Raw genomic sequence first — 26,615 nt, forward strand, 5'->3', positions numbered from 1 at the left:
GTCCATCCTCGGATCCAACGCACCGTAGGCGATTGGATCCGCTGGGGAGTGAGGTGCGCGAGCGATGCCGTGGTGGTCATGGCGCCCTGGTCCCGCCGCTGGCGGCGACACGGAAACTCGAAGCGGGATCTCGGTGGACAGCCCCCGGGTGGGGCCACCGGCTCCCCGCCAACCGGCGGAGGACTGCCCCAACACCGAGCGGCCCGTGGTGACCGACCGACCCGTCTCCGTGGCACCGGTCACCCTGGCCCGGGTGTGCGACGCACTCGACCTGCTCGACGTGCGTTACCTCGCCGACGGCGACGGCAACCTGCTGGCCATGTGGGAGCGGCACGCGGTGCTGGTCACCCTCGAAGGCCCGGAGGACGAGATCCTGGTGATGCGGGCCCGTCCGCACGCGACCGTCCCGCCGGACTGGGCCGACCGGGCCTACCGGGTGGTCAACGAGTGGAACCACACCCGCCGGTTCTGCAAGGCCTACATCGGTGACCCGACCGAGCGCGGCCAGTTGCCCATCTACGCCGAGTTGCAGGTGCCGCTCGGTGCCGGGGCGCACGACGCGCTGCTGGTGGAGATGCTGGACTGCGGGGCGGCCGTGGCCACCACCTTCGTCGACTGGCTGCACGACGAGGGTGCCCTGCTCTGACGGGCGACCGGAGGACCCGCCCCCGCCGGTTCACCGGGCGGCCGGGTCCTCCATCACGTTGACCATGAAGTAGGCCGACCGCTCCAGGTAGTCCCAGAGCGTGGCGGCGAGCTCCGGTGGCAGCGCCAACTCGTCCACCGCCCGGCGCATGTGGCTCAGCCACGCGTCCCGCTCGGCCGCGCCGATCCGGAACGGTGCGTGCCGCATCCGCAGCCGGGGATGCCCCCGCTGGGCGGAGTAGGTGTTCGGGCCGCCCCAGTACTGCATCAGGAACAGGGTCATCCGCTCGGCAGCCGGCCCGAGGTCGCCCTCCGGGTACATGGGACGCAGCAGCGGGTCGGCGGCGATACCGGCATAGAACCTGTCGACCAGCCTGCGGAAAGTGGGCTCGCCACCGACCGCGTCGAAGAGGGTCGTCGGCGGAACGGGCCGGGATTCGCCTGCGGAGGTCACCCTCTCATCCTGCCAGGTGTGCCGGTGCCACGGCCGCCGCCCGCCGGCCGATCACGTCACAGCGTGCCGTTGGGGGGCCCGCTCCCCGGGCCGTGTCGCCGTGCTGTCGGGTCGGTCCTCGGCGGGCCTGCCGGTGCCGGCGTTGGCCCGGTCGGCGGCGTTCACGGCGGCGTCGACCGTCGTGCGGTCCGGCCAGTGCAACGCGGTGAACAGCATCAGCACCACCCCGGCGGCGCTCCACACCCCGACCACCACCGGCACCGAGAAACGGTCGGCGAGCAGGCCGGTGGCGAGCACCGCACCGCCCTGGATCACCTGGATCCCGGTCGCCATCACGCCGAACGCGCGGGCCCGGTAGCCGTTGGGCAGGGCCCGCACGAACAGACCGTTCGCGGTCGGGATCAACCCGGCGACCGCGAAGCCGCAGGCCGCCGCGAGCAGGGCGACCACCACCGGCGGAGGATTCAGCAGGGCCGGCACCAGCGCCAACGGGGCCAGCACCGCCAGCGGGCGCATCAGGGCGAGCCGGCCGCCGGGTGACACCAACCGCCCCACCAGCAACCCGCCGACGATGTAGCCGACCGGGTTGGCCGCCATGATGACGGCCTGGGCGGCACCGGAGTTCAGGCCGTTGCCGGAGCGCTCCCCGGCCCAGGCTGCGGCCAGTCCCTCCGGCACGATCGAGAAGAGCATCGCGCTGAACACCAGCAGGCTGATCGCCCGCAGGACGGGCGTGCCGAACACGATCCGGAAGCCCTCACCGGTCTCCCGCAGCAGATGGGTCCGGTGGGCCGCGCTCAGTGCGGGCTCACGGTCCCGTACGCCGAACTGGACGATCAGGGCCGACAGCCCGAACGTGGCCGCGTTGAGCAGCAGCGCCGCTGTCGGACTGACCGCGGCGACCGCCGCGCCGGCCAGGTAACCGACCACCTGCGCGGCCTGGCCGGCGCTGGCGTTGAGCGACAGCCCGAGCACCAGCCGGTCGCCGGTGAGGATCGCCGGCAGCAGCGCCGACCGGGCCGCCTGGCCGGGTGGGTTGGCCAGGGTGGCGGCGAAGAGCAGGGCCAGGATCGCCCAGACCGGCAGACCGGGCAGCACGATCAGGGCGGTCAGCACCATCCGGATCACGTCGCAGGTCACCATCACCTGCCGGTGCCGGTAGCGTTCGGCGAGGGCGGCGAGCAGCGGACCACCGACCAGCCAGGGCAGGTAGCTGACCGCGAACGCGGCGGCGGAGAGGGCGACTGACCGGCTCTCCTGGTAGACCAGCACGGTGACCGCGGCCTTGGCGACGTAGTCGCCGACCCAGGACAGGATGCTGGCGGTGAAGACCGCTCGGAACTCGGCCCGCCCGAACACCTCACGGAAGGTGGCCGGTTGGTCCGGGGCCGGTCGATCGTCGGACACCGTCGCCTCCATCGGGCCCCGGCACCGGCCACTTGTGATGGCCCGGCGGGGCCCCGTCGTCAGATTCGCGGATCAGCGATGACGTGATCACGCTCCCGGGAACGCGTGCACCGGATTCTGCCCGATCGTCTGACAACTGACTAGGGCGAACGGATTGATCGTCGCATCCCCGACTGAACGAACGGACGATACCCGAGGGGCCGGCCGGTAGGCGAGCCCCGACTTTCGGGCCGGTGTGCACGGTGGTGCCGACCGGGTGGAGGTGTGTCCACCAGGGGCGGAGCCCACGATCCGCCCCGTCGGGCAGATGCCGCGAGACCTGCCCGACCGGTCGACCGGCACTGTGGACCCCGACCCCGACCCCGACCCCGACCCCGACCCCGACCCTGATCCGGTCCGGGCCCGCCGGACGGCTTCCCGGTGGTCGTCAGGTCCGGTCGCCGGACCCGGTGCCGCCGGACCCGGTCGGACCGGTGGTGGTGGGTGCTGCCGGGCCGGTGCCGGCCGGCCCGGAGCCGGCGGGGGTCGCCGGGAAGGTGGTCGTGCCCATCGGGGGCAGTCCCGGATAGAGCCGGGCGGCGGCGATCCGCGCGGTGATGCCCGAGTTCTCGAGCGCCTCGGCGAGTCGGCGGCGCAACTCCCGGCCCACCGCGAACTGCCCCTCCGCAGTGGTCTTGACCACCGTACGGAGCACCGCACCGTCGACCGTGACCTGTTCCACCCCGAGCACCTCGGGCGGCTCGACGATCTCCGGGGCCAGGTCCGGGTCCATCGCGACCGAGGCGGCGGCCGTGCGCAGGACCGCGTTGGCCTCCTCGGTGCCGGCGAACCCGATCGGCAGGTCGATCACGACCAGCGCCCAGCCCTGACTCTTGTTGCCCACCCGGATGATCTCGCCATTGCGGATGTACCAGAGCACCCCGCGCCCGTCGCGGACCGTGGTGACCCGCAGCCCCACCGACTCGACCACCCCGGTCGCCTCGCCCAGGTCGACCGTGTCACCGACGCCGTACTGGTCCTCGATGAGCATGAACAGCCCGGCGATCAGGTCCTTCACCAGACTCTGCGCGCCGAAACCGAGGGCCACCCCCGCGATGCCGGCGCTGGCCAGCAGTGGGGCCAGGTCGAAGCTGAACTCGCGCAGGATCATCAGCAGGGCGATGCCGAAGACGAAGGCGGTGACCATGCTGCGCAGCACCGAACCGATCGCCTCGGCCCGTTGGCGACGCCGCTCGGGGACGAACTCGGTCGGATCGAGCGCGGCCGTCGGCACCCGCTCCCGCAGGGGACGCAGCAACGTGGGCACCGACCCGTGCGCGGTGGTACGGACCAGCCGGTCGATCGTCCGGTGCAGCGCCCAGCGGGCCACGAACGCCAGCAGCAGGATCAGCACCACCCGCAGCGGCTTGAGCAGGATCCAGTAGCTGCCCTCGGCGAACCAGGCCGACCCGGTCAGCCGGTACAGGTATTCGCAGGAGGTGCTGCCCAGACAGTCGGCACCCGAGCCGCTCCCGGCCCCCGGGCTGCCACTCGGCGTCGGGGTCGGTGCGGCGGACAGGACGACGGTCGACAGGCTGAGGGCGCTCACCCTGTCTTAGTACCGCAGCGGGTGCGGCGGCCGACGGCCGGCCCACCGGGGAGTCCCGGCCCATGATCGTACGACGTCGAACCGGACATCTTCCTACACCGTGCGGAGGGTTCCGCGGGTACCCCGGATTAGTGCGTGCATTACGGGGTCCGATCAGGGACGATTGGCGTCAACGGACGACGGTGATCCCGCCGGAGTCGGTCGTGGCCCTCGGCTGCCCGGGGGTCGACCGGCGCAGCCAGCGGTGGGAGCGGCTGGACCGGGAGGGTGAGCACGATGCCTGACATACGACCCACGGTGGGCTCCGGCGCGCTGGTTCTCAACGCCACCTACGAGCCGCTGTGCGTCGTGTCCGTGCGTCGGGCCGCGATCCTGGTGCTCACCGCCAAGGCTGTCTGTGTCGCCGACGGCGACGGCATCCTGCACAGCGCCCACGACGCGTTACCGGTCCCCTCGGTGGTGCGGCTGACCCGTTTCGTCCGGGTGCCCTACCGCACCCACGTCGGGCTGTCCCGCCGGGCCATCTTCGCCCGCGACGGTGGCCGGTGTGCCTACTGCCGGGGGCCGGCCGAGACCATCGACCACGTCTTCCCGCGCAGCCGGGGTGGTCGGCACGCGTGGGAGAACGTGGTCGCCGCGTGCGCCCGGTGCAACCACACCAAGGGCGACAAGACCCCCGCCGAGCTGGGCTGGCGGCTGCACAGCCTGCCGGCGGCACCGAAGGGCAACGCCTGGCGGGTGCTCGGCCACCGCGCGCCGGACCCCCGCTGGGCGGACTGGCTGGACCTGCGCGACCCGCTGCGCGAGGCCGAGGCCGCCTGACCGGGGTTGCCCGACCGGTCAGTGGGCCCGGACCAGGGTGGCGTAGACCACGACGTTGTCGGCGTAGCCCGTCGCGCCGCCGACCCAGCGGCCACCGCAGGTGATCAACCGCAGGTTGGGGCGGCTGAAGTCGCCGAATATCTGGTCGGTCGGCAACCGCTCCTTGCCGTACCGCTGCACCTCGTCGACCGTGAAGACGGCCACCTGACGGTCGGCGCGGGTCACCTCGATCTCGTCACCGTCGCGTAGTTCCTTCAACCCGTGGAAGACCGCCGGCCCGGTGGTGGTGTCCACGTGCCCGACGATCACCGCCGGGCCGTACTGGCCGGGGGTGGGGCCCTGGTCGTACCAGCCGGCCTCCTGGGCGCGGGTGGCGTCCGGGACGGCGATGCTGCCGTCCGGGGCGATGCCGACCTGGTGCACGGGGGCGCGCAGGTCGAGCCGGGAGATGGCGATCTGCGTCGGAGGGCTCCCCGACAGCACGGGGAACTTCTTCGGTGGTGGACGCAGGCCGGCGATGAACCGGTCCGGCAGGACGCTCAGCCCGGTGACCCGTTCCACCCCGAGCATCGTCACGATCAGCAGCATCACGGCGGCGATCGCCAGCACCGGAAGGCCCGGCCCGGTGCCGGCGAACCGGCCGCCGAACGCCGGTTGCCGGGGCACCGGGCGTACCGGACGGGCCTGGGTGACCGGGTCGGCGGTGGTCACGCTGGCGGAGAACGCCTGCCCGGCCACCCGGCGGAAGCGGACGGCCACCCGGCGGAGGCGGCGTGCGGTCCGGCGGGCGCGGGCGGCGACCCGGCCGGCGGCCCGGCGGCAGCGGGCGGCGGCCCGCCCGGTCCGCCGGGCCGCCGCCCGCATCCGGTTGCCGCCCGGCCGGGGCCGACGGTGACGGGTACGGCCCATGGCGGCGGGCGGTCAGGAACCCGGCCGGGTCCGCCGACGGTTGCCGCCGAAGACGCCGAGCCCGGCGACCACGGCGACCACGGCCAGCCCGCCGACCAGCAGCAGTGAACCGGCACCCCGGTCGCCCGCCATGCCACCGCCGCCGGTCGCCGGACCCTTGCTCGGCTGCGCCATGTTCAGCACGGTCAGCATGGTGGAGGCGGTGTTGCCGTTGGCGCAGCGCAGGTCGACCGGGTAGTCCCCGGCCTGCTTGTTGCCCGGGATGGTGACCGCACCGGTGAGGAACCCGTTGCCGGGGCGCAGCACCACCCGCCCGAAGGCGTCCGAGTGCACGGTGGCCTGCTGGTTGTTGGCGTTGTCGCAGTTGGCCCGGACGGTGACCCGGGTGCCGGCCTGCGTGCTGTTCGGCGTGACCTCGACGAAGGTGTTCTCGCCGGCCCGCGCCGCTGGGGCCGCCATCAGGACGAATGCCCCGACCAGGGCGAACATTGTGATTACGGTGTGGATGGCACGACGGTGCAGAGTGAGCCCCCGCATGATTCCCCCCTCCCGGCGACGATTCGCCGGAATCCTGCGACGGGTGTGCGGACCTGCATTCCCGCTGGCCCGGGGGCAAACCCGGACTCAGGCCCGCCCGGGGGCGGGGGTGGGCGGCAGCGGGGTGACCGGATGCCACTGCAACGGGCTGGACAGCACCATCGTGCTGGAGGGCTGCCCGTACGGGGCGAGTCGGTCGATGACCGCCTCGAACTGCCCGATCGAACCGGCGGCGACCTTGAGCACGCTGCACGCGTCCCCGGTGATCCGGTGGATCTCCTGGATCTCCGGCCAGTCGACGACCTGCGGGTCGTGCAGGATGCAGCGCGAGCCGTAACAGGACATCCGGATCAGCGCCACCACCGGTCGGCCGGCGCGGGCCAGGTCGACGTGGGCGTGGTAGCCGGTGATCACCCCGGACTCCTCCAGTCGCCGGACCCGCTCGGCGACCGCAGGTGGGGACAGGTGCACCCGCCGGGACAACTCGCTGTACGACAGCCGTGCGTCGGCCTGCAACTCGCGCAGCAGGGCCCAGTCCATCTCGTCCACGCACCGACCTTATCTTCGGCAGGCTGATCCGCCGAAGTGCCTTTCGTTCGTGAAGTGAGAGTCGCCCAGCGCCGTCGAAGCGGCATTCCACCACCCCGGCCCGTCGGGAGATCATGTCGGACAAGGCATCCGGAGGAGGCGAGACGGTGGAACAGACGGACCTGCGGGCGCGCGCCACCACCCCGGCGGTGCGCCCGGTCACCCCGCAGCAGCGCAGCGCCCGGGCCGCCCGCAACGGCGGCGAACCCACCCTGGAGTTCGCCGACCGGGTGCCCTACGACGCGTACGTGCACGCCAGCACCCTGCACACCCTCCAGCAGCCGCTGAGCAGCGACCCGGGGGAGATGTCCTTCCTGATGGTCAGCCAGATCATGGAGCTGTACTTCGGGTTGACCTGCCACGAGCTGCGCCAGGCCCGGGACGACCTGCGGGCCGACCGGGTCTGGCCGGCGCTCGCCCCGCTGCGCCGCGCCGCGCTGCACCTGGAAGGGCTCAACGCCGCCTGGCGCGGGCTGCGCTGGATGACCCCGGCCGACTTCAACCGGTTCCGCAACCTGCTCGGTGAGGGCTCCGGTTTCCAGTCCGCGATGTACCGCCAGCTGGAGTTCCTGCTCGGGCTGCGCGAACCGGCGCTGATCCGCCCCTTCCGCAGGCAGACCCAGGTCTACGACGAGCTGCACGCCGCGCTGGCCGAGCCGAGCCTCTGGGACGAGGTGGTCGCCCTGCTCGGCCGGCACGGTCACGACCTGCCCGCCGAGCTGCTCGACCGGGACGTCGCCGTCGAACACCTGCCGCATCCCCGGGTCGAGGCGGCCTGGGTGGCGGTCTACGACGACGACGGCCCGGACAACCACCTGCGGCAGCTCGGCGACGCGCTGGCCGACGTGGCCGAGCAGTTCGGCGACTGGCGCTGGAACCACGTCAAGGCCGTGCAGCGCACCATGGGTGCCAAGGTGGGCAGCGGCGGGTCGGCCGGGCTGGCCTGGTTGCAGCGCAGCATGTCCCGGGTGGTCTTCCCCGAACTGTGGTCGGCCCGCACCGCGATGTGACCCCGGCGGCCCGCGCCCGCGGCGGGCCACGGCACCGCGTCCGGTCCACGGGCCGGCCCCGCCGCCGGGCGGGGCGACGGGACCGGCCGGTGTGCGGTCAGGAGTGCGGGCAGGTGTCCCGGTACTCCTGGATCGCGCTGCCCCGGGGCGCCGGGCAGAGGAACTGCTCGTAGCGGGTGTCGTCGTCGACGAACCGCTTCAGCCAGGAGATGCTGTACTTCGCCACGGTGACGTTGGGTGAGGTCGGCGCGGAGTGACCGGCCGCATTCAACTCCAGGTACGCCTTGTCCAGGCTCGCCGGCAGGCTGGTGTAGAACGGCTCCGAGTGCGAGGCCACCGGGGCGGTCGAGTCGTTCTCCGCGCCGATCACCAGCGTCGGCACCCGTACCGACGACCAGTTCTTGACCGTGTGCCAGCCGGTGAGCGGGATGGCGGCCTGCAATGCGGGCCGGGTGTTCGCCGCCGACAGGCTGCCGCCGCCGCCCATCGAGTGCCCCATCACCGCGAGCCGGGTGCGGTCGATCCGGGTCCGCACCGCGCTGCTGCCGGTCAGGTAGTCCAACGCGGCGAGCAGCTGGGTGCCCCGGGAGGCCGGCTGGTCGTACACGGAGAGGGTGTCGATGGTGATCACCACGAAGCCCTGCGAGGCCAGCCGGGGGCCGAGCCAGGCGACGCTGGACTGGCTGGCGGTGTAACCGGGGGAGATCGCCACCGCGCCGAAGGTGCCCTCGGCGGTGCTGGTCGGGTAGTAGATCGTGCCACCCCGGAACCCGCTCACGGCGGACGCCGCGACGGTGCTCTGGGCGATGGCGAACGGGCCCCGGGTGGCCTCGATGCTGGCCGTCGTCGGGGCGGGGCCCCGCTCGTAGGGATTGGCGGCGACCGCCGCGACCGTCCGGCCGTCGACGGGTGCGGCGGTCGCGGCGGGTGCGGCGACCGCGCTGCCGCCGACCAGGGCGAGCGCGAGCAGCGGGCGGGTGACCAGTCGGGGCCAGGGCCGACGGGACCGGGGCCGGGTGGGGTGGGGGTGGAGGGCGGGCACGGGTTGCACGGGGGCTCCTGCGGGTGGGCGGACCGGAATCGATCGAAAACGTCCGATCGGTACGGGCCATCCTCCGGGTCCCGGCACCGAGACCGGCAATCCCGGCCGGGTCATGTCAGACGGAATATGGGGCGCACGCCACACCCGTGCCGGTCGTGTCGTCCCGGCCCGATCGGGTGCCGAACCGGCAGGATGGGACCGGTTCGACCCGACTCGTCGCCACCGCGGGGCCGCTGGAACACTGGAGTGACAGATGGGATCGGCACCCCGCAGGCTCGCGGGGCGTCGGCTCCGCTAACGTGAATGGCAGCGGAGTCGGGAGCCTGTCGTCACGATCGTCCACCCGACCCGGAAGCTCTGGTCTCTCTTACCGCCTGGGGGCGTTGGGATTGTCTGTCACTGACACGTTGCTGATCTTCGTCGGCATCCCGGCGGCGGTGGTGCTGGTGATCGTCGGGCTGGTCTTCGCCGCCAACCACGGCAGCGCCGGCGGCGCCAAGCGTTACCGGCCGGGCCGACGCTTCGACTTCACGCCGGTCTGGTTCCTGGGCCGCCCGGAGCAGCTGGCCGACTCGGCCGGCACCGCCCTGGCCGCCGGTGCCCAGGCGCCGGCGCTGACCAGCCACAAGCAGCAGCAGGCCGGCATCGAGGCGCCGGCAGGTGGAACCGGAGGCGCAAGTGACCGTTGGTGAGCAGGTCGACCAGGCCGGTACGGGCACCCCGCCCGAGGTGCTGGACGGGCCGTTCTCGACCCGGCAACTGCTGCGCATCGACGAGGCGCTGCGCCTGGCCGACCACGGCAGCGGCCTGGTCTTCTCGGTCTATGTCGGAGGTCTCGACGAGCCGGTCCGGGAGCACGCCGAGCGGCTGCACCGGCAGCTCGCCGAGCCGGACAAGTCGGTGCTGATCGCCGTGTCGCCCAACCAGCGCCAGCTGGAGGTCGTCACCGGCCGGTACGCCCGCAAGCGCATCCCCGACACGTACGTCAAGCTGGCCGCGCTGTCCATGGTGGCGTCCTTCGGCGGCGGTGACCTGGCCGGCGGCATCATCCAGGGCCTCGACCAGCTCGCCAGCCACGCCGGTCGGGCCTGAGCCCCACCCGCACGTCCCGAACAGTCCGGAGCCCGGCCCGCACCACGCGGACCGGGCTCCGTCGCATCCGTCACACCCGTCGGGGCCCGATCTCGCGGATCACCCGCCAGCCGGCCGGCGCGTTCTGCCGCAACGCCATCCGGATGTCGTCCGCGAGCTCGTGATGGTACGGGCCGGCCGGAGGGGTCCCGTGCAGACTCCCGTCGACGATCTCGTAGCGGCTCCCGTCCTCGGGCAGCTCACCCAGGTCCTGTTCGCGCCAGTCCCGCCCGGTGGCCGCCACCCGTACGTCGGCTGTGCCACCGCTCACCTCCTCGGCCCACGGTAACGGCCCGGGGCCGGCGTGGGCTCGCACCCGCGCCGGCCCCGGGCCGTGCCGTTCCGCGTCAGCTGCTGCGGGCGTCCCGCGCGCGGGCCTTCAGCGCCCGGACCACCCCGTCGCGCCCCTCGGCCACCAACCGGCGCAGCGACGCCGGGTGGCCGTCGCCGGCCAGCCACGCGTCGGTGGCCGCCACCGTCTCCTCCTCGACCAGGTACGCCGGGTACGCCAGCTGCACGAACTCCTGCGCCGGCTCGCTGTCGCGCTGCGCCCACACCTGCGCCACCGTGGCGAAGTACCGCTCCCGGTACGGCGCGACCAGCGCGACCTGCGCCGGGTGGGTCAACCCCTGCAACAGCGCCCGGTTACGCCAGTTCGGCAGCGCGTCCGGGCCGGTCAGCAGGGACCACACCGTCGCCTTGTTCGCCTCGGTCGGCACCAGCGCGTGCGCGTACGCGGCCTCCCGCTCACCGGAGGCCGTCCGGTCGCCGGCCAGTTCCGCCTCGATCTCGGCGGTGCCGGCCGCCCCGTTGGCCACCAGCGACTGCAGGATCGTCCAGCGCAGCTCGGTGTCGACGGTCAGACCGGTGGGCACGTCGGTGCCGGTCAGCCAGCCGCGCAGCGTCGCCAGGTCCTCGTCGGCGCGGGCCGCCGAGGCGTACGCGCGGGCCCAGGCGAGCTGGAATCCGCTGCCCGGCTCGGCCGCCGCCAGCGCGTCCTTCGCGGCCCGGGACAGCCCGGCCCAGCCGGTCGGTGCCCACGCCGGGTCGGCGTAGAAGATCAGCGCCGTGCTGGCCTGCCGCAGGGTGGCGGTGACCAGGTTGATGTCGGTCTCGGCAGGCAGCCCGGCCAGCACCAGCGCCACGTAGTCGCGGGCGGACAGCTCGGCGTCGCGGACCATGTCCCAGGCGGCCGTCCAGCACAGCGCCCGGGCCAGCGACGAGTCGAAGCCGGCGATGTGCTGCACCACCGTCGCCATCGACCGCTCGTCGAGGCGCAGCTTGGTGTAGGTCAGGTCGTCGTCGTTGAGCAGCAGCACGTCGGCGGCCGGGCGGCCGTGCAGCACCGACAGGTCGGTCGCCTCGCCGGTGACGTCGACCTCGACCCGTTCCCGGCGGACCAGCCGGCCCTCGGTCAGGTCGTACAGGCCCACCCCGATCCGGTGGGTACGCAGCGTCGGGTGGCCGGCCGGTGCCTCCTGCCGGACCAGCACCCGCTCGTAGCCGCCGTCGGCGTCGATGGTCACCTCGGGGCGCAGGGTGTTGACCTGGGCGGTCTCCAGCCACTGGGCGGCGAACTTGCGCAGCTCCCGGCCGGAGGCCGTCTCCAGCTCCGACAGCAGGTCGTCGAAGGTGGCGTTGCCCCAGGCGTGCTTGGCGAAGTAGGCCCGCAGCCCGGCCAGGAACGGCTCCTCACCGACGTACGCCACGAGCTGCTTGAGCACGCTGGCGCCCTTGGCGTACGTGATGCCGTCGAAGTTGACCTCGACGGCCTCCAGGTCGGGCATCTCGCAGTAGACCGGGTGGGTGGAGGAGAGCTGGTCCTGCCGGTAACCCCAGTTCTTGCGGATCGACAGGAAGGTCGTCCACGCCTCGGAGAACCGGGTGGCGTGGGTGTTGCACCAGTGGCTGGCCCACTCGGCGAACGACTCGTTGAGCCATAGGTCGTTCCACCAGCGCATGGTGACCAGGTCACCGAACCACATGTGGGCCAGCTCGTGCAGGATCGTGTTGGCCCGCTGCTCGTACTCGAAGTCGGTGACCTGCGAGCGGAACAGGTAGTGCGACTCGGCGTGGGTGACGCAGCCGAAGTTCTCCATCGCGCCGGCGTTGAAGTCGGGCACCCAGAGCTGGTCGTACTTGGGCAGCGGGTAGCGCACCCCGAACTGCTCGTGGAAGAAGTCGAAGCCCTGCTTGGTGATCAGGAACAGGTCGTCGGCCTCCAGGTGGGGGGCCATCGACGCCCGGCAGAAGACCCCCAGGTCGATGCCGTCGTGGCTGTCGCGCACCTCGTGGTACGGCCCGGCGCAGAGCGCGGTGACGTAGGTGCTCATCCGCGCCGAGGTGGTGAAGTGGACGGTCTTGAGCCCCTCGCCGGCCGGTTCCTCCCGCTCGACGGGCATGTTGGACACCACCCGCCAGTGCGCCGGGACGGTGGCGTGCCAGGTGTAGACGCTCTTCAGGTCGGGCTGGTCGAAGCAGGCGAAGACCTTCTGCGCGTCGGCCGTCTCGAACTGGCTGTAGAGGTAGGTCTCGCCGTCGACCGGGTCGACCGTGCGGTGCAGGCCCTGCCCACTGTTGGAGTAGCCGAAGTCGGCCTCCACCACGAGCACGTTCTCGGGGGCCAGCCCGGTCAGCGCCAGGCCCTTCTCGGCCGACCAGCCGGCGAGGTCCACCGGTTCGCCGTTGAGCGTGGCCGCGTGCACCGCCTCGGCGGCGGTCTCGATGAAGGTGCCGGCGCCGGGTTCGGCGCAGCGGAACCTGACCTCGGTCACCGACCGGAAGGTGCGGCCCTCGGCCTGCACCGCGGTGGACAGGTCGAGGTTGATGTCGTACCCGGTGACCTCCAGCAGGCGGGCCCGCTCGGTGGCCTCGACCTGGGTCAGGTTGCGCACTCCTGGCACTTTCGTCTCCATCCCACTCTCGCCGCCTTCCGGCTGCGCCAGCCCCTGCCGGCCGCTCGTGGCGGCGACCCGAGCCGAGTCTTCCATGCACCGACCCTGCGGTGGTCGACGTCACGCTCTCATTCCGCTACCGATCGATGCCGTTCGGGGTGAGGATCGAATCAGCCGCGTCGGGTCCGCCGACGTGCCTGATGTCACGAAGGGACTCCACCGTGACCGAACGTGTCGCCGTCGACATGTGGTTCGACCCGCTGTGCCCGTGGGCCTGGATCACCTCCCGTTGGCTCCTGGAGGTCGAACAGGTCCGGGAGGTGGACATCAGCTACCACGTGATGAGCCTGTCCGTGCTCAACGAGGGCCGGGAACTGCCCGAGCAGTACCAGGAGATGATGAAGCTGGGTTGGGGGCCGGTGCGGGTCTGCATCGCCGTGGAGCAGGCGCACGGCGGCGCGACGCTGGCGAAGCTCTACACCGCGATGGGCACCCGGATCCACCTCGGCAAGGAGTCGCTCGGCCGGGAGATGATCACCGCGGCGCTCGCCGACGTCGGGCTGGACCCGTCGTTCGCCGACGCCGCCGACTCCACCGAGTACGACGAGGCGCTGCGGGCCAGCCACGAGGCCGGGATGCGGCCGGTCGGCACCGACGTCGGCACCCCCGTGGTGCACGCCCCCGGCCCGGACGGCGAGAAGATCGCCTTCTTCGGCCCGGTCATCACCCCGTCGCCGAAGGGGGAGGCCGCCGGTCGGCTCTGGGACGGCGTACTGCTGGTCGCCGGCACCCCCGGCTTCTACGAGCTGAAGCGGTCCCGCGAGCTGGGCCCGATCTTCGACTGATCCCCACCCCGGTCGGGTCCCGGTCCGGTCGGGCCGGGACCCGACCGGGGGACGGTTCATCTGGTGGACCCGGCGCGGGGTCGGCGTCGCCTGGGCCGTCGTCGCCGGTAGCGTCAACCCCCATGACGGTCGTACATCCGATCGCCCGGGCCTGGATCACCACTGGCGGCACCGGCGCGCAGAACTACGACGAGTTCGCCGACGACGCGGAGATCACCGCGATCATCGAGGCGAACCCGCACAGTGCCCTCGGCATCGAGATGCCCCACCGGGCGCCGGAGAGCCTGGGGAAGTCCTTCCTCGACGCGCTCGGCGACGCGGTGTCCCGGCTCACCGAGGCCAAGGACGACGGCAGCTACACCCCGGCCGAGCAGGTGGTGGTCCTCTACCGGATCAGCGCCCCGGGGGAGGAGTCGGCGTACGGGCTGTTCGCCATGGTCGACACCGACCAGATCTCCACCAGCGCCGACGAGCCCGGCCTGGTGATCCGCAACGAGGACGTGTTCATCGCCAAGGTGCGGGAGCGCGTCGCCCTGGCCGAGGCGCTGGGGCACCTGCTGTCCCCCGTACTCCTGCTCCAGACCGGGCGCGGTGACGAGCTGCACGCCGCGCTCGCGGCGGCCACCGACCAGGCCGGGGTGCCGGCCGCCACCGACACCGACCAGGCCGGCCGCACGCACGCCATCTGGCTGGTCGGCCCCGGCCCGGAGCAGGACGCGCTGACCGCGCTGGCCGGCGGCGGCGAGCTGGTGGTCGCCGACGGCAACCACCGCAGCCTGGCCGCGCAGACCGGCGGCTTCCCGCGCTTCCTCGCGGTGGTCACCACCCCGGCGTCGGTCGCCATCCAGCCCTACAACCGGCTGGTCAGCGAGCTGCCCTGCACCCCCGACGAGCTGCTCGACCGGCTGCGCGCCGCCGGGGCGCAGCTCGCCCCGGTCGACGGCCCGGTCGAGGTCCCGGCGGCCGGCGGCACCGTGCACCTCCGCCTCGCCGGCCAGGGGTACGCGGTGACCCTGCCGCACGACGCGGACGCCGCCCGGCTGGAGAACCTCGACCACGCCCTGGTGGAGCGGCTGCTGCTGCGTGACGCCCTCGGCCTCGACCCGGGCGACAAGCGGATCACCTATGTCGGCGGCGACTACCCGGCGAGCTGGCTCACCGGCGAGGTCGACGCCGGCCGGGCGGAGCTCGCCGTCCTGATCGCCCCGGTGACCGTGGACGACTTCGTCGCGGTGAACCTGGCCCGGGAGAAGATGCCCCGCAAGAGCACCTGGTTCACCCCGAAGGCACGCGGCGGTCTGGTCGTCGCCGAGCTGCCCCGCTGATCCCGGCCCGCTGCTGATCGTGGCTCCGGCGGTGGTCGCCGTCCTGGCGTACCCCCGCTCCCGGTTGTGACGAATTCGCCCCGGCACGCCGCCCCCACGGCGGGCCGGGGCGCGGCCCTGACAGACTGCCCGGTATGCGCGTCTACCTGGGATCCGATCACGCCGGTTTCGAGTTGAAGGTGCACCTGGCCAATCATCTGGCCAAGCAGGGCTACGAGCTGGTCGACGTCGGCCCGCACGCCTTCGACCCCGACGACGACTACCCGACCTTCTGCCTGCACACCGGCGACCGGGTGGTGGCCGACCCGGGCAGCCTGGGTGTGGTCATCGGCGGCTCCGGCAACGGCGAGCAGATCGCCGCCAACAAGGTCGCCGGCATCCGGGCGGCGCTGGCCTGGAGCGTCGAGACCGCCCAGCTCGGCCGGCAGCACAACGACGCCAACGTGGTGGCCGTCGGCGCCCGCCAGCACACCCTGGACGAGGCCGCCGCCATCGTCGAGGCGTTCCTCACCACCCCGTTCTCGGGCAACGAGCGGCACGCCCGGCGGATCGCCCAGGTGGCCGAGTACGAGCGCACCCACGAGCTGCCCGAGCTGCCCGCCCCCGCCGAGCTGCCCTGACCCCCGCCCCCGTCCTGACCTCTCGACCGGGCCGGCCGCCGCCGGCCCGGTCACCGGCCCGAGCGGGGCAACTCCTCCCGGGGCACCCAGTTCCGTCGGATGATCACCAGTCGTTCCTCGGCCTCGGCGAGATCCTGCTCGGTGGGGCGGGCGGCGTCCCGGGCCCGCAGCGCGGAACCCACCCCGACCTGGGACGAGCCGGAACCGACCAGCCCGCGCAGCCCCCGCTCGCTGTCCTCCGCCCCCGGGCCACCGCGTCGGGGCCGGGGGGCCGGTGTCCCGTCGTGCACCGGTGCCGTCGCCGCCGTCGGAAGCTCACCGCCACCGTCCGTCGCCTCCGGCTGGTGCCGTAACCGGCGTCGCCGCCGCTCCGCATCCGCCATCTCCCGACCGTACCGTCCGGCAGGCCCCCGGGCCGGGCCGGTCGAGGCAGTTTGTCCGCTCGCTACCCTCGGAGGTGGTGGACCGGTCGACGGCCGGCACCGGTCATGGGGAGGAAACGAGATGGCAGACCAGACACAGCCGTGGGCGGAGCGGACCGTCGAGGTGCCACCCCAGCCCGGTGTCGGGGTCCCGCCGCAGCGGGAGCCGTTCCGTCGGGGCGTCGCCTCGGTGGGGCAGTCCCGGGCTCCGCGTACCGAGCCGTTCCCGGTGGTCGAGCACGACACGTCCGGCTGGTCCGAGCCGGCGACGCCGCGCCGGCCGATGAGCTGGCACGTGGAGCAGTTGCGCCGGGGCGGCGAGTGGAGCGCGGCCGGCGCGTTGTTCGCGTTCGTCTGCTGGGGGATCTGGGCCATCTCCGGCCGGGGCGAACTGGGCACCCCGCTGCTCACCTTCCTGCTCAGCCTGCTGGTGGCGGCGGGCCTGTTCGCGCTCTCCCGGCTGCTCGGCCGGGTGGTCCTGGAACGCCAACTGGGCCGGGTACGCCGCAGCGCGCGCGGCGCGCACCTGGTGACCGCGGTGTTCCTGGTCGGGGTAGGCATCGCCTACCTCCAGCAGACCCAGTGGGTGATGGACGCCTGGAACTTCCTCACCGGCAACTGAGCCGGCCGCCTGGCCGGGCCGGACGCCACCGCCTCCCACCCGGGCCGGACGGCACCGCCTCCCACCCGGGCCGGCCCCGGACGGCACCGCGGGCGGGCCGGGTGTGACCCGGTCCGCCCGCGTCCGGTCGCGGGGACGCCCCGCGACACCGGTCGACACTCCTCCAGGCCGGGGGCTGTCTTACCCCGCCGCGACGGCTTCATCCCCGTCCGGCCGGGTGACCCTTGGCGGCGGGACCACGATCGTATGACCCCATCGAGATGTTGAACTGTGTCAATTTATCGCCCTAGGCTCCCGCCATCGAACCGGCGCCCAACCAAGCGCGCCGCCGAGGGTTGGAGGCCCAGTGAACCGTTGGCGCAGTCTCATCGGCCGGATGGCCGCCACACTGGTGGCGGTCACCGCCGGATCGCTCGTCCTGACCGCCCCGGCCACCGCCGCGCCCACCCCCGACGCGGCCCCGTCCGTCGTCGGCGGCACCCGGGCGGCGCAGGGCGAGTTCCCGTTCATGGTCCGGCTCTCCATGGGCTGCGGCGGGGCGCTCTACAGCCCCCGGCTGGTGCTCACCGCCGCTCACTGCGTGAACCGCACCGGCACGAACACCAGCATCACCGCGACCCTCGGCGCGGTCGACCTCCAGTCGAGCAGCCGGATCCAGGTCAAGTCGAACTACGTATACCGGGCCCCCGGCTACAACGGCACCGGTAAGGACTGGGCGCTCATCCGGCTCGCCACCCCGGTCACCTCACAGGCCACCCTGCCGATCGCCACCACCACCGCGTACGACAGCGGCACCTTCACCATCGCCGGTTGGGGTGCGGCCCGCGAGGGCGGTGCGCAGCAGCGTTACCTGCTCAAGGCGACGGTGCCCTTCGTCAGCGACGCCAGCTGCTCCGCCTCCTACCCCGGTGAGCTGGTCGCCGCCGAGGAGATCTGCGCCGGCTACGCCAGTGGCGGCACCGACACCTGCCAGGGCGACTCCGGCGGCCCGATGTTCCGCCGCGACGCCGCGAACGCCTGGATCCAGGTGGGCATCGTCAGCTGGGGCGACGGCTGCGCCCGGCCCAACGCCCCCGGCGTCTACACCCAGGTGAGCACGTTCGCCGCGTCGATCGCCTCGGCCGCCGCCAGCCTCGGCGGCTGACCCGCCCGGTCCGCAACCGGGACCACCCGCACCACGCACCACCGCGCCACCGACCGCCCTGCCGGGCCGTCGGTGGCGCGGTCACGTCCGACCCGTCGGGGCCCACGTGCGGGGGCGCTGCCGGCTCAGGGCGCTGCCGGCTCAGCCGCCCCCGTGTGGACGGCGCTGTCGGCTCGGCCGTCCCGGTGCGGACGGCGCTACCGGCTCGACCGTCCCGGCGCGGACGGTGCTACCGGCTCAGCCGTCCCCGGCGAACCGGTACAGCACGAAGTCCCGTTCCGCCCCGCAGACGATCACCGAGGTGTTCCACGCACACGACTCGCTGCGGACGCCCTGGAGCTGCCCCATCTCGGTCAGGTCGCCGGCCTTGGACACCCCGGCGAGGCTGTGGTCGTCCTCGACACTGCTCGGCGTCTCGGCGAAGAGCAGCAGGTTGCCGGCGTCGACCCGGGCCGCCGTGCCCTGGCGGTCGGTCAGCACCGCCTTCCCGGCCGGGTCGTACAGGCTCACCGTGGTCTTCGGCGACTGCCGCCGGACGAGCAGGTGCTCACCCACCGGCACCAGGTCCGCGCCGCCCGGCGTCGCCCAACGCCGGCTGCCCTTGCCCTCGGTGGCGGCGACCACCTCGGTACGCTCGGCGTCACCCTCCGGCACCTCCAACAGGCAGGCCCGGTGCTCGCCGCAGGCCACCAGCCCGGTGACCCGTCGCTGCTGACCCGCGCTGTAGAGCACCGTCGGCTCGGCGAAGCTGCCCAGGTCGTAGCCGAGCAGCTTGTATCCCTGGTCCTCCTCCACGACGTAGAACCGGTCGCCGTACGCGACCATCCGGTCGCTGACGTCGGCCACCCCGTCGCGGCGACGCAGCACCTCGCCACTGTCCATGTCGAGCACCCGGACCGAGCGGTCGGCACCCACCTGCACCAGCCGGTCGGTGTCACCGAGCCAGGGGGCGCGGGAGACGCCGTCGAACCCGGCGGGGCCGACCTCGGCCTGCTCGGTGCCGACCGGCAGCACCGTGCTGCGGGTGTCGCCGTACTCGCTGCGCGGGTTGTCCTGTGCCCAGCCCTGCCGTCCGTCGCGCAGCCGCAGCCCGACCAGGCGGCTGCCGGCGCGGTCCACCCACACCAGGGTCTCCCGGGTGACGTGCACCGCGTCGTCCCCGTGCACGGGCAGCCGCCACCGTTCCCCGCCGTCGCCGGCGTCGAGCACCACCACGTCGCGGGGGGTGCTGTCGCCGGCCGCGTCGGCGACGGCCAGCACCGCGCCCGGCACCGCCCGCAGACCGGCCCACCGCTGGCTGCCCGCCGAGATCGTGCTCCGCCACGCCTGCTTGCCGGTGCCGGCGTCGACCGCCACCACCGTCAGCCGGTCGTCGGACAGCTGGTAGGCGAGGTAGGCGCGGTCGTCGAGGACGGTGGTGAACATCGCCGTCGGCCGGTCCCCGTCGGCAGCGGGCCGGGCCACCTGGGTGAGGGTGTGGAACTCCAGCGCCGGATAGCGGTCCCGGGTGAACCAGAGCGCCGCCGCGCCGAGCACGCCGAGCAGCGCCAGGCCCGCGCCGAGCCCGATCCACAGCCGGCGACGCCCGCGCCGCACCGGCGTCGGGGGGCCGGCACCGGTCCCCGGTGGTGGCACCGCCCCCGGTGGTACGCCCGGCCAGCCCGCCGGATACCCGGCCGGGGCGGGCGCGCTGCCCGGCCCGGTCCCGTGCGGCGGCATCCCGCCCAGGGTCGGCACCGGCGTTCCGCCTGATCCGGCCACCGGTGTCCCACCGAGCGGGGTACCCGCCCCGGCCACCAGCGTCGCGCCGGGTCCCGCCGGCAGGGTGGCGCCTGGCCCTGGCAGGAGGGTGTGGCTCGTGCCGGCGGTCGGCGCTACGCCTGCCGGCAGGGTGGCGGCCGTGCCGGCAGGTTGGCCGTCATCCGACCCGACCGGGGCGGACACGGCGTCGGGTGCCCACGGCGCGGCGTCGTGCGTCGCAGCGGGCGGGGCGGGCGGGGCCTGCACCGGGGCGGGCGACGGCGGTGCCGGGGCGGGCCCGGCTGCGCCGGCCGGCCCGGGACGTCGGCCCGGCCGGGGCAGCGGCAGGTCGGTGAGCGCCCCCTCGGCCACCGGCAGCTCGGGCTGCTCCAGCACGGTCGGCGCGACCCCCAGCTCGCCGTGCAGCAGCCGGGCCACCAGCGGCACCCGGGACGAGCCGCCGACGAGGAACAACCCGGCGAGCCGGTCCGGGGTGAGGCCCGCCTCGGCGACCACCTCCCGGGTCCGGGCGACCGCCCGGATCAGCAGGGGAGTGGCGAGTTGCTCCAGCTCCGCCCGGGTGAGCGGGACGGCGGTTTCCAGGCCGGGCACCGCGACCGGTGCCACCGCGACCCGGGACAGCATCTCCTTCGCCCCCCGGACGTTGTCCCAGAGCTGCTGCCGGTCCCGCCACTGCCCGGTCGTCTCCGGCCGGGTCAGCCGGGCCCACAGCGCCGCCTGCGCGTCGCCGAGCCGCTCACCGAGCCGTCCGAGCAGGGCCGCGTCCAGGTCCAGTCCGCCGAGGTCGGCCATCCCGCCGGTGGCGATCACCGTGAAACCCGAGTCGCCCCAGGGGTCGGCGCCCTCGTTGCGGACCACCGCCACGTCCAGCGTGCCGCCGCCGAAGTCGAACACGGCGACCGCCTCGCCCACCGGCACCGGTCGGCGCAGCACCTCGGTGTAGTAGCGGGCCGCCGCGACCGGTTCCCGCAGCAGCCGGGTGCCGACCGGCACCGGACCGGACATGGTGTGCTCGGCGGCCGACGGCCAACCGGCCAGGGCCAGCGCGTCGTGCAGCACCTGCCGTCGGGGGGCTTCCCAGGCGGCGGGGTAGGTGAGTACCGCCGGGGGCAGGAACCCCACCGTCGCCACCGTCTGCTCGGCGACCGCCCACAGGGTCGCGGCGAGCAGCTCCGCCGGGGCGTACGACCGGTCGCCGAGGAGGACCGTCGGGTCGTCCACCCGACGCTTCGGGTTCGGCTCGTAGCGCGTCGGGTCCGCCTGGGCCAGCCGTTGGGCGTCCCGGCCGACGTGCAGCCGGCCGTCGGTGTCGGCGTACACGCCGGAGGGGAGGATCGGGTGACCGTCGACGAGCAGAGGTCGGGTCCGCCCGTCCGGCCAGCGCAACACGGCCACCGTGTTGGAGGTGCCCAGGTCGATCCCGAGGGCGTATCCGTCCTGCTGGCCTGCCATCCGTCGCTACCTCCACCGGGCGAGGGGATGCCCGGTCCCGCATGGTACGCAGCCCGTGCCGCCCCGCCGCCGGCCGTGCTCACTGCCGTCATGACCCCGGGGCCGGACCACCGGGCCCGCTCAGCCCCGACGGCCGGGTTCGCGGGGCGGGATCGCGTCGGCGTAGGAGCCGGCCGGCCCCGAGTAGCGCACCCCGTCGCGGTACGGCATGCCGTTCGCGGTGCACCCGTGCAGGCCCAGCGTCTGCTGCTGCATCACCGGCGCAGGTCGGCCCCGCCCCGGGCACCGCTCGTGGCCGTGGCCCAGCCGGTGCCCGACCTCGTGGTTGACCATGTACCGCCGGTAGACGGCCAGGCTCGCGCCGTAACCCGGCACCCCCTTCACCCAGCGGGCCACGTTGATCACCACCCGGTTGCCGTTGCGGCACGAGGTGTAGCCGTCCGCCGCGTCCCCGCACAGCTCGTCGCGGGTGCCCGGGGTGGCCAGGTGGACGGTGAAGTCGGCCGGGCCGCCGGGGCCGACCCGCCACAGCCGCAGCGTCCCGCCCGTGGTCCACCCCTGCGGGGCGGTCAACGTCGTGCCGACCTCGGCCGCGAACTGCGCCACCGGCAGCCCCCGGATGTCGCCTTCCACGGCGACCCGGTACCGCAGCAGCCGCCCGGTTCCCGCCGGGGCCGCCGGCTCACCGGCCGCCACCTGCCAGCGGTTGGTCCCGTCCGCCGGATAACTGACCGGTGCGGGTGCCGCCCCGCCAGGTCCGCCCGCCCCGCCAGGTCCGCCCGCCCCGCCAGGTCCGCCCGCCCCGCCAGGTCCGCCAGGTCCGCCCGCCCCACCAGGTCTGCCCGGCCCACCCGCCGGGCCGGAGTCACCCGGCCCGATCGGCCCGCCCGCCCGGCCGGAGTCACCGGGCCGGTCCGACATCCCGGCGGGGACGGCCGGGGACGCCGGCCCCGCCGGGGGACGCTCTGCCGCCGGCATCCCGCAGCCGGTCAGCCAGGCCGCCATCAGCAGCGCCGTCACCGACCGTCCGCGTGGGCCGGTGCCGGTGCGGGGGCTAACCTTCGTCGCCATGGTGCCTCCTCCGCCCACCGCCGGGCGGCGTCGGGCAGCGGGAAGGACGGGCGGTCCGCCGGAACAGTTGATCCCGACGGGACTCAACCTTTCGGTGCCCCCGCCCGTCCTGTCCGGCGTGGTAGATGGGAAGAGCGGGCATGGCCCGGGGTGACGCCGAGTTCGTCGAGTTCGCCCGGTCCGCCTCCGGGCGGCTCAGACACGCCGCGTTCCTGATGACCGGCAACCACCACCAGGCCGAGGACGCCGCGCAGACCGCCCTGGTCCGCACGTACGCGTCCTGGTCCCGGATCCGCGACGAGGACGCCTACGGGTACGCCCGCACGGTGCTGGTCAACCACCTCGTCGACGGGTGGCGGCGGCCGATCCGGGAGTACCCCACCGACGACCTGCCCGAGCAGCGGCGCGGCGACGTCGCCGACGACGTGGCCACCCGCCGTTGGCTGCTCGACATCCTCGGCGCGCTCAGCCCTCGCGAGCGGGCCATCGTCGTGCTCCGCTACTACTTCGACCTACCGGAGGCACAGGTGGCCCGCGAACTGGGCGTATCGCTCGGCACGGTGAAGAGCACCGGTTCCCGGGCGTTGCAGAAGCTGCGCGCCACCGGGACCCCGGCGACCCAGGGGACCGGCCGATGACCGAGCTGGAGCAGTTGCGCCGGGCGATGCGGGCGACCGAACGGCCGTACCCAGAGGACCTCGACCTGACCGTGATCATGCGCGACGGCCGGCGGTTGCGTCGCCGCCGCCGGCTCGCCGGGGCGGGCGCGGCGGCGCTGGTCACCGTGCTGGTGGCCGGCGGTGTGGGGCTCGGCGTGCGGTGGACCCGGCCGCCGGCACCGGACCGCCCACCCGCCCGGGTGGCCACCGTGCCCGACGCGACGCCCCCGGCGACGTCGCCGCCGACCCCCGGACCCACCCGGTGGAGGCCGCCCTCCCCGCAGCCGATCGGCGAGGTGGTCGACACCGGCATCCGGTACGGCGTCGACCAGCGGGTGTTCTACCTGGTGGCGGTCGACGTGCCCGAGGAGCCCAGGGTGCGGGTCGGGTTGATGGCCGGCCGCCGCAGCCCCGCCGGCGGGTTGACCAACGACATGGTCATCAACGACGTGCAGGGCAGCGACCGGCGACCGGGCTTCCACGAGATCGGGTACGACGAGGCGACCCCCCCGGACGACGACCGCCCGCCGGTGCCGACGTTCGGGTACTTCGTCGGGCCGGCGACCCGGATCGTCGGCACCGTCAGGGGCCGGCAGGTCGACGCCCGGCTGGCCCGGTGGAGCACCGACCCGGAACTGGTGATCTTCTGGTTCGATCCGGTCGACCTCACCCCCGGCGTACGACTCGACGGCATCGTCGCCCGGGACGCGGCCGGCCGGCGGCTCTGACCCGGACGCCCGCCCAGATCCGCCGGACGCGGCCCGGTGTCGGCCCCCGCTCTGTCGGCCCCCGTTCGGTCGGTCTCCGCTTCGTGGGCCGGTGTCGGCCTCGGCTCCGTGGGCCGGTGTCGGCCTCCGCTTCGTGGGCCGGTGTCGGAGCCGCCCACCGCAGCGGTGGCGGCCCCGGGGGCCGACAGCCGCACCGGCTTGTATCCTCCCCGGCGTGACGCGCCCCGACTGGTCAGACGTCCGCGGACGACTCGCGCTGCTGGCCGCAGCCCCCGGTGCCGGCGCGGTGTTCGGTGCCGCCGACCACGGGTGGCAGCTCGAACCGCCGTTGACCACCGAGGAGCTGGCGCAGGCCGAGGCGCAGTTCCAGGTCGAGCTGCCCGCCGAGTACCGGTCGTTCCTGCTGGAGGCGGGACGGGGTGGAGCCGGGCCGGCCTACGGGCTCTTCCCGATGCGGCGGCTCGACGGCCGGTGGCAGTGGGAGGGCGACGGCGCCGACCTCACCACCCCGGAGGCGCTCGGGCGTCCCTTCGCCCACGTCGCGGCATTCAACCCGGCCGACGGCCTGCCCGCCCACCCGGACGAGGACGACTACGACTCGCAGGAGGCGTTCACCGCCGCGCAGGACGCCTACGAGGAGCAGTACGAGAGGCTCGTCTTCACGCCCGAGCACTCGATGGGCATGCTGTACCTGTGCCATCTCGGCTGCGCGCTGCGGGAGGCGCTCGTGGTCAGCGGCCCCGCCCGGGGTCGGATGTGGGCGGACGACATCGCCGAGGGTGGTGGTTTCCGGCCCCTGCACGACGACGACGGCACGCCGCTCGGCTTCGCCCGCTGGTACCGGCGCTGGCTGGCGGCAGCCGAGGCCCAGGTCGCAACCGGATCCGCCCCGGCATAGCCGCCCCGGGCCGGCCCGGCTGCGCGCCGGTTACGACGGCCCACGGTGGCGGGCCCGCTGCCGACCGGCACCCGCACGGCGGTCCAACCTAGCCGTCCCCGTCGACCGTGAACGGGCGGTATCCCGGTGGCACCTCGCTGACCTGCAGGTCGGAGAAGACCAGGGTGAGCACGTGGGCGTTGGTCTCGATCAACACCTCGTGGAAGTCGAGCCCGGTCGCCTCGGCCCAGCTCCGCGCGGTGGCCGACTCCGCCTGGACCCGGGCCCCCGGATAGAGCGCGTGCCACTTCACCCCCCACACGTACCCGTCCAGGTCGACGCCTGTCTCGTGGCCGATCAGGCGATCGTCCAGGGACGCCCGCCAGGTGACCGGCGGGACCGAGGTCCGGCAGTGCGCCTCGACGCAGTACCGGAACCGGTAGCGCAGGTAGGTCGGCGCGATCTCGGTGCGGGGATCCGCGGTCACGTGGACGATGGCCTCGTAGTCCCGCATGTAGTCGGTGAACCCGTGGTAGACCAGCGCGTGGTCGAACACGTCGTCGAGGGCACGGCCGAGGGTCTCGAGGTCCACGGCGCTGTTCTACCCCACACGTCGACGTGTCGCACCGCGCCGACCGGCGGGCCGGAGGGTGCGGGGGGCCGGAGGGTGCGGCGGGCCGGACGGCGTCACCTGCGAGGACCGCCGTCGGTGAGAAGCTGGACGCGGATCGACCGGCTCGGGTGACGCGCCCGGTCGTCGGCGGGTAAATCGCTGTGAGGGGACCGCCCTGCCTCCTACCGTGAGGCGGATGGGGCATCGACAGGATCGGATTCGACGCGAACTCGGATCGTTCATGAGGGCGTACGGCCGGGTGGCGGCCAGCAACTGCAGCGATCCCAATGACCGCAATTACAGCCACAAGTTCGAAGCTGAGATCAAGCGGATGAAACCGGAAGACCTCGATCGCCTGCTGCGCGACGAAGACGATGGCGACGAGGACGACTGACTGTCGAACCCGGATCCGCCGAGCGTGGCGGACCTGCGCTCAGCTGGCGCGGCACCTTGATGGCGGTACGACGGAGCCGCAGGCGGATGAGTCGTAGCGTGACGTGACCGGTCGGGGTGAGGGGGTCCGCGACCTGATCACCGAGGTCTCGGCTGCCATCCCGGCGATCCCGCCCGAACCGGCTCGTGACGCCGGGAGCCGATGCCAGTCACCTAGTGGGGGAAGTAGCCGACCCAGGTGCCGCGATCAGGCGGTTCACCTGGTCTTTTGGGTGGAGCGGGCGACGGGAATCGAACCCGCACCGTCAGTTTGGAAGATCGTTCTCGGCGGTCATGATCTGCCCGGATCGCCTGGTCAGTGGTCGGGTCGTCGTGCCCGATCATGACCGCTGGGGACCGTCTGGCACACCGGCTACTGGCACGTGGCTGGCACGGCTGCGCGGTGGGCGCGTGGCTGTCCGGCGGCGTGCGGCTTACCGCCCCCGGCCTCTCGGGCCGGGGGCGGCTTGCCGTGTTGCCGGCTCTCCGCGCGCCTGGACCCGGTACCCGGTGGCAAGCCGCGAAGCGGCGCGGCAGCCGATCGCCCCAGCCTCTGCGGTGGTTGACCGTCCTGCGATCGTCACGACCGCAAGTCGCTGGTCAGTCGCCATGCGGACAGTTTCGATGTCCGGTCTCCGGTACGGTCCCGCAGTGGACCTTCGATCCCGGCGAGCTGACACCAGACGAGTAGTAGGCACCTCTGCGTCGCTCGCAGGCTTGCTGATCTCCGCGCTTACTGTGGCAAGCGACGCAGGGAGGGCGGAGTTGCATGTCCTCGCTGGCCTTCTTGTGCTTGTTGGCGTTGGACTGCGCATAGAGGCTGCGATCATTGCTCCCCAGGCGTAGCAAGAGCCATGGTTGGCCGCGTGCGGCCGATGCCGGCCGGAGGCCGCCAGCAGGCCAGTGCGCGGCCAACGCGCCGGGGTCTGCTGCACCGATAGGTGACAGTTTCAGTCACGCGGCCTGATTGGCCGGTGGGGTCATGATGGTCTCGTACTCGATGGGGGTCAACCGGGA

Annotated in this window: 26 protein-coding genes and 1 pseudogene; 14 read left to right on the plus strand and 13 right to left on the minus strand. The window is 73.6% G+C overall.

From position 1 onward, the window contains the following. The first annotated feature begins 64 nt into the window (after positions 1-64). Positions 65-646 (plus strand): YbjN domain-containing protein, encoded by a 582-nt coding sequence (locus AB0B63_RS06650; protein ID WP_208570454.1) that lies wholly within the window; start codon positions 65-67, stop codon positions 644-646. A gap of 30 nt (positions 647-676) precedes the next feature. Here the strand turns inward: AB0B63_RS06650 and AB0B63_RS06655 are convergent, their stop codons facing one another. The 3 genes and pseudogenes from AB0B63_RS06655 to AB0B63_RS06665 all read right to left on the minus strand — a co-directional run. Continuing rightward, positions 677-1,099: a globin gene (locus tag AB0B63_RS06655; protein ID WP_208570455.1), complete on the minus strand. Its 423-nt coding sequence runs from the start codon at positions 1,097-1,099 to the stop codon at positions 677-679. A gap of 51 nt (positions 1,100-1,150) precedes the next feature. After that, positions 1,151-2,518 carry an MFS transporter gene (locus AB0B63_RS06660; protein WP_208570456.1) on the minus strand — a complete coding sequence of 456 codons (1,368 nt, stop codon included), beginning with the start codon at positions 2,516-2,518 and terminating at the stop codon, positions 1,151-1,153. Positions 2,519-3,059: 541 nt separating this feature from the next. Beyond that, positions 3,060-4,094, minus strand: a pseudogene (locus tag AB0B63_RS06665) (mechanosensitive ion channel family protein); the annotation flags it as partial. A gap of 276 nt (positions 4,095-4,370) precedes the next feature. Between AB0B63_RS06665 and AB0B63_RS06670 the strand changes: the two are divergent. Beyond that, a complete protein-coding gene (locus AB0B63_RS06670) occupies positions 4,371-4,916 on the plus strand; it encodes an HNH endonuclease (RefSeq protein ID WP_208570457.1) in 546 nt (181 codons plus the stop codon). Between the two features lie 18 nt (positions 4,917-4,934). On the opposite strand, the gene AB0B63_RS06675 is transcribed toward AB0B63_RS06670, so the two are convergent. The 3 genes from AB0B63_RS06675 to AB0B63_RS06685 form a co-directional block, all read right to left on the minus strand. Beyond that, the gene (locus AB0B63_RS06675; RefSeq protein WP_357015184.1) at positions 4,935-5,780 is read right to left on the minus strand and encodes a class F sortase; all 846 of its coding nucleotides are present in this window, start codon (positions 5,778-5,780) and stop codon (positions 4,935-4,937) included. Between the two features lie 57 nt (positions 5,781-5,837). Next, complete coding sequence (locus tag AB0B63_RS06680) at positions 5,838-6,314, minus strand: hypothetical protein (RefSeq protein ID WP_357015105.1); 477 nt, start codon at positions 6,312-6,314, stop codon at positions 5,838-5,840. 135 nt (positions 6,315-6,449) lie between these two features. Continuing rightward, on the minus strand, positions 6,450-6,911 hold the full coding sequence (locus AB0B63_RS06685) for an Lrp/AsnC family transcriptional regulator (protein ID WP_208570459.1): 462 nt from the start codon (positions 6,909-6,911) through the stop codon (positions 6,450-6,452). Positions 6,912-7,057: 146 nt separating this feature from the next. Between AB0B63_RS06685 and AB0B63_RS06690 the strand changes: the two genes are divergently transcribed. Continuing rightward, the gene (locus tag AB0B63_RS06690) at positions 7,058-7,960 is read left to right on the plus strand and encodes a tryptophan 2,3-dioxygenase family protein (protein WP_208570460.1); all 903 of its coding nucleotides are present in this window, start codon (positions 7,058-7,060) and stop codon (positions 7,958-7,960) included. Positions 7,961-8,057: 97 nt separating this feature from the next. Here the strand turns inward: AB0B63_RS06690 and AB0B63_RS06695 are convergent, their stop codons facing one another. Then, a complete protein-coding gene (locus tag AB0B63_RS06695; RefSeq protein ID WP_357015108.1) occupies positions 8,058-9,011 on the minus strand; it encodes an alpha/beta hydrolase in 954 nt (317 codons plus the stop codon). Between the two features lie 398 nt (positions 9,012-9,409). Here AB0B63_RS06695 and AB0B63_RS06700 point away from each other — a divergent pair, with 398 nt between their 5' ends. Together AB0B63_RS06700 and AB0B63_RS06705 are read left to right on the plus strand one after the other, a co-directional pair. Continuing rightward, a complete protein-coding gene (locus AB0B63_RS06700; RefSeq protein WP_208570488.1) occupies positions 9,410-9,694 on the plus strand; it encodes a hypothetical protein in 285 nt (94 codons plus the stop codon). Then, positions 9,681-10,094, plus strand: a complete 414-nt coding sequence (locus tag AB0B63_RS06705) for a DUF5130 family protein (RefSeq protein ID WP_208570461.1) — start codon at positions 9,681-9,683, stop codon at positions 10,092-10,094. Before AB0B63_RS06700 ends, AB0B63_RS06705 begins: the two co-directional genes overlap by 14 nt. A gap of 70 nt (positions 10,095-10,164) precedes the next feature. Here the strand turns inward: AB0B63_RS06705 and AB0B63_RS06710 are convergent, their stop codons facing one another. Both AB0B63_RS06710 and pepN read right to left on the minus strand, forming a co-directional pair. After that, positions 10,165-10,404, minus strand: a complete 240-nt coding sequence (locus AB0B63_RS06710) for a hypothetical protein (RefSeq protein ID WP_357015111.1) — start codon at positions 10,402-10,404, stop codon at positions 10,165-10,167. 76 nt (positions 10,405-10,480) lie between these two features. Then, the gene (pepN, locus tag AB0B63_RS06715; protein WP_357015186.1) at positions 10,481-13,027 is read right to left on the minus strand and encodes an aminopeptidase N; all 2,547 of its coding nucleotides are present in this window, start codon (positions 13,025-13,027) and stop codon (positions 10,481-10,483) included. A gap of 221 nt (positions 13,028-13,248) precedes the next feature. Between pepN and AB0B63_RS06720 the strand changes: the two genes are divergently transcribed. From AB0B63_RS06720 to AB0B63_RS06730, 3 genes are all read left to right on the plus strand, one after another. Next, complete coding sequence (locus AB0B63_RS06720) at positions 13,249-13,872, plus strand: DsbA family protein (RefSeq protein WP_208570462.1); 624 nt, start codon at positions 13,249-13,251, stop codon at positions 13,870-13,872. Positions 13,873-13,994: 122 nt separating this feature from the next. Continuing rightward, on the plus strand, positions 13,995-15,197 hold the full coding sequence (locus AB0B63_RS06725) for a DUF1015 family protein (RefSeq protein WP_357015113.1): 1,203 nt from the start codon (positions 13,995-13,997) through the stop codon (positions 15,195-15,197). A 134-nt stretch (positions 15,198-15,331) separates the two neighbouring features. Next, positions 15,332-15,817: a ribose-5-phosphate isomerase gene (locus tag AB0B63_RS06730; RefSeq protein WP_208570464.1), complete on the plus strand. Its 486-nt coding sequence runs from the start codon at positions 15,332-15,334 to the stop codon at positions 15,815-15,817. A 50-nt stretch (positions 15,818-15,867) separates the two neighbouring features. Here AB0B63_RS06730 and AB0B63_RS06735 read toward each other — a convergent pair whose 3' ends face one another. Continuing rightward, a complete protein-coding gene (locus AB0B63_RS06735; protein ID WP_208570465.1) occupies positions 15,868-16,200 on the minus strand; it encodes a hypothetical protein in 333 nt (110 codons plus the stop codon). A 121-nt stretch (positions 16,201-16,321) separates the two neighbouring features. On the opposite strand from AB0B63_RS06735, the gene AB0B63_RS06740 reads away from it, so the two are divergent. Then, positions 16,322-16,861 carry a hypothetical protein gene (locus AB0B63_RS06740; protein ID WP_208570466.1) on the plus strand — a complete coding sequence of 180 codons (540 nt, stop codon included), beginning with the start codon at positions 16,322-16,324 and terminating at the stop codon, positions 16,859-16,861. A 346-nt stretch (positions 16,862-17,207) separates the two neighbouring features. After that, positions 17,208-18,005: a serine protease gene (locus AB0B63_RS06745; RefSeq protein ID WP_219464337.1), complete on the plus strand. Its 798-nt coding sequence runs from the start codon at positions 17,208-17,210 to the stop codon at positions 18,003-18,005. A gap of 237 nt (positions 18,006-18,242) precedes the next feature. Here the strand turns inward: AB0B63_RS06745 and AB0B63_RS06750 are convergent, their stop codons facing one another. Further along, positions 18,243-21,218 (minus strand): Hsp70 family protein, encoded by a 2,976-nt coding sequence (locus AB0B63_RS06750; protein WP_357015117.1) that lies wholly within the window; start codon positions 21,216-21,218, stop codon positions 18,243-18,245. Between the two features lie 120 nt (positions 21,219-21,338). Beyond that, the gene (locus tag AB0B63_RS06755) at positions 21,339-22,289 is read right to left on the minus strand and encodes a DUF3152 domain-containing protein (protein ID WP_357015119.1); all 951 of its coding nucleotides are present in this window, start codon (positions 22,287-22,289) and stop codon (positions 21,339-21,341) included. Positions 22,290-22,429: 140 nt separating this feature from the next. Here AB0B63_RS06755 and AB0B63_RS06760 point away from each other — a divergent pair, with 140 nt between their 5' ends. The 3 genes from AB0B63_RS06760 (at position 22,430) to AB0B63_RS06770 (ending at position 24,574) form a co-directional block, all read left to right on the plus strand. Then, complete coding sequence (locus tag AB0B63_RS06760) at positions 22,430-22,927, plus strand: SigE family RNA polymerase sigma factor (RefSeq protein ID WP_357015121.1); 498 nt, start codon at positions 22,430-22,432, stop codon at positions 22,925-22,927. Then, positions 22,924-23,676 carry a hypothetical protein gene (locus AB0B63_RS06765; protein WP_208570471.1) on the plus strand — a complete coding sequence of 251 codons (753 nt, stop codon included), beginning with the start codon at positions 22,924-22,926 and terminating at the stop codon, positions 23,674-23,676. Before AB0B63_RS06760 ends, AB0B63_RS06765 begins: the two co-directional genes overlap by 4 nt. A 214-nt stretch (positions 23,677-23,890) precedes the next feature. Continuing rightward, entirely contained in the window at positions 23,891-24,574 is a 684-nt protein-coding gene (locus AB0B63_RS06770) for an SMI1/KNR4 family protein (protein ID WP_357015123.1), read from the plus strand. Positions 24,575-24,662: 88 nt separating this feature from the next. Here the strand turns inward: AB0B63_RS06770 and AB0B63_RS06775 are convergent, their stop codons facing one another. Then, positions 24,663-25,145: a hypothetical protein gene (locus tag AB0B63_RS06775; RefSeq protein ID WP_357015125.1), complete on the minus strand. Its 483-nt coding sequence runs from the start codon at positions 25,143-25,145 to the stop codon at positions 24,663-24,665. 217 nt (positions 25,146-25,362) lie between these two features. On the opposite strand from AB0B63_RS06775, the gene AB0B63_RS06780 reads away from it, so the two are divergent. Next, positions 25,363-25,560: a hypothetical protein gene (locus tag AB0B63_RS06780; protein WP_208570474.1), complete on the plus strand. Its 198-nt coding sequence runs from the start codon at positions 25,363-25,365 to the stop codon at positions 25,558-25,560. Positions 25,561-26,615 lie beyond the last annotated feature (1,055 nt).

It is taken from the genome of Micromonospora sp. NPDC049081, assembly GCF_040648835.1.
GTDB classification, from domain to species: Bacteria; Actinomycetota; Actinomycetes; order Mycobacteriales; family Micromonosporaceae; genus Micromonospora; species Micromonospora antibiotica.

Bases quoted from the DNA above. Each gene is read 5' to 3' on its own strand.
- AB0B63_RS06670 (WP_208570457.1), top strand. From the start codon at position 4,371: ATGCCTGACATACGACCCACGGTGGGCTCCGGCGCGCTGGTTCTCAAC.
- AB0B63_RS06750 (WP_357015117.1), bottom strand. From the start codon at position 21,218: ATGGCAGGCCAGCAGGACGGATACGCCCTCGGGATCGACCTGGGCACC.
- AB0B63_RS06755 (WP_357015119.1), bottom strand. From the start codon at position 22,289: ATGGCGACGAAGGTTAGCCCCCGCACCGGCACCGGCCCACGCGGACGG.
- AB0B63_RS06650 (WP_208570454.1), top strand. From the start codon at position 65: ATGCCGTGGTGGTCATGGCGCCCTGGTCCCGCCGCTGGCGGCGACACG.
- AB0B63_RS06730 (WP_208570464.1), top strand. From the start codon at position 15,332: ATGCGCGTCTACCTGGGATCCGATCACGCCGGTTTCGAGTTGAAGGTG.
- AB0B63_RS06765 (WP_208570471.1), top strand. From the start codon at position 22,924: ATGACCGAGCTGGAGCAGTTGCGCCGGGCGATGCGGGCGACCGAACGG.
- AB0B63_RS06660 (WP_208570456.1), bottom strand. From the start codon at position 2,518: ATGGAGGCGACGGTGTCCGACGATCGACCGGCCCCGGACCAACCGGCC.
- AB0B63_RS06735 (WP_208570465.1), bottom strand. From the start codon at position 16,200: ATGGCGGATGCGGAGCGGCGGCGACGCCGGTTACGGCACCAGCCGGAG.
- AB0B63_RS06780 (WP_208570474.1), top strand. From the start codon at position 25,363: ATGGGGCATCGACAGGATCGGATTCGACGCGAACTCGGATCGTTCATG.
- AB0B63_RS06725 (WP_357015113.1), top strand. From the start codon at position 13,995: ATGACGGTCGTACATCCGATCGCCCGGGCCTGGATCACCACTGGCGGC.
- AB0B63_RS06675 (WP_357015184.1), bottom strand. From the start codon at position 5,780: ATGCGGGCGGCGGCCCGGCGGACCGGGCGGGCCGCCGCCCGCTGCCGC.
- AB0B63_RS06760 (WP_357015121.1), top strand. From the start codon at position 22,430: ATGGCCCGGGGTGACGCCGAGTTCGTCGAGTTCGCCCGGTCCGCCTCC.
- AB0B63_RS06740 (WP_208570466.1), top strand. From the start codon at position 16,322: ATGGCAGACCAGACACAGCCGTGGGCGGAGCGGACCGTCGAGGTGCCA.
- AB0B63_RS06680 (WP_357015105.1), bottom strand. From the start codon at position 6,314: ATGTTCGCCCTGGTCGGGGCATTCGTCCTGATGGCGGCCCCAGCGGCG.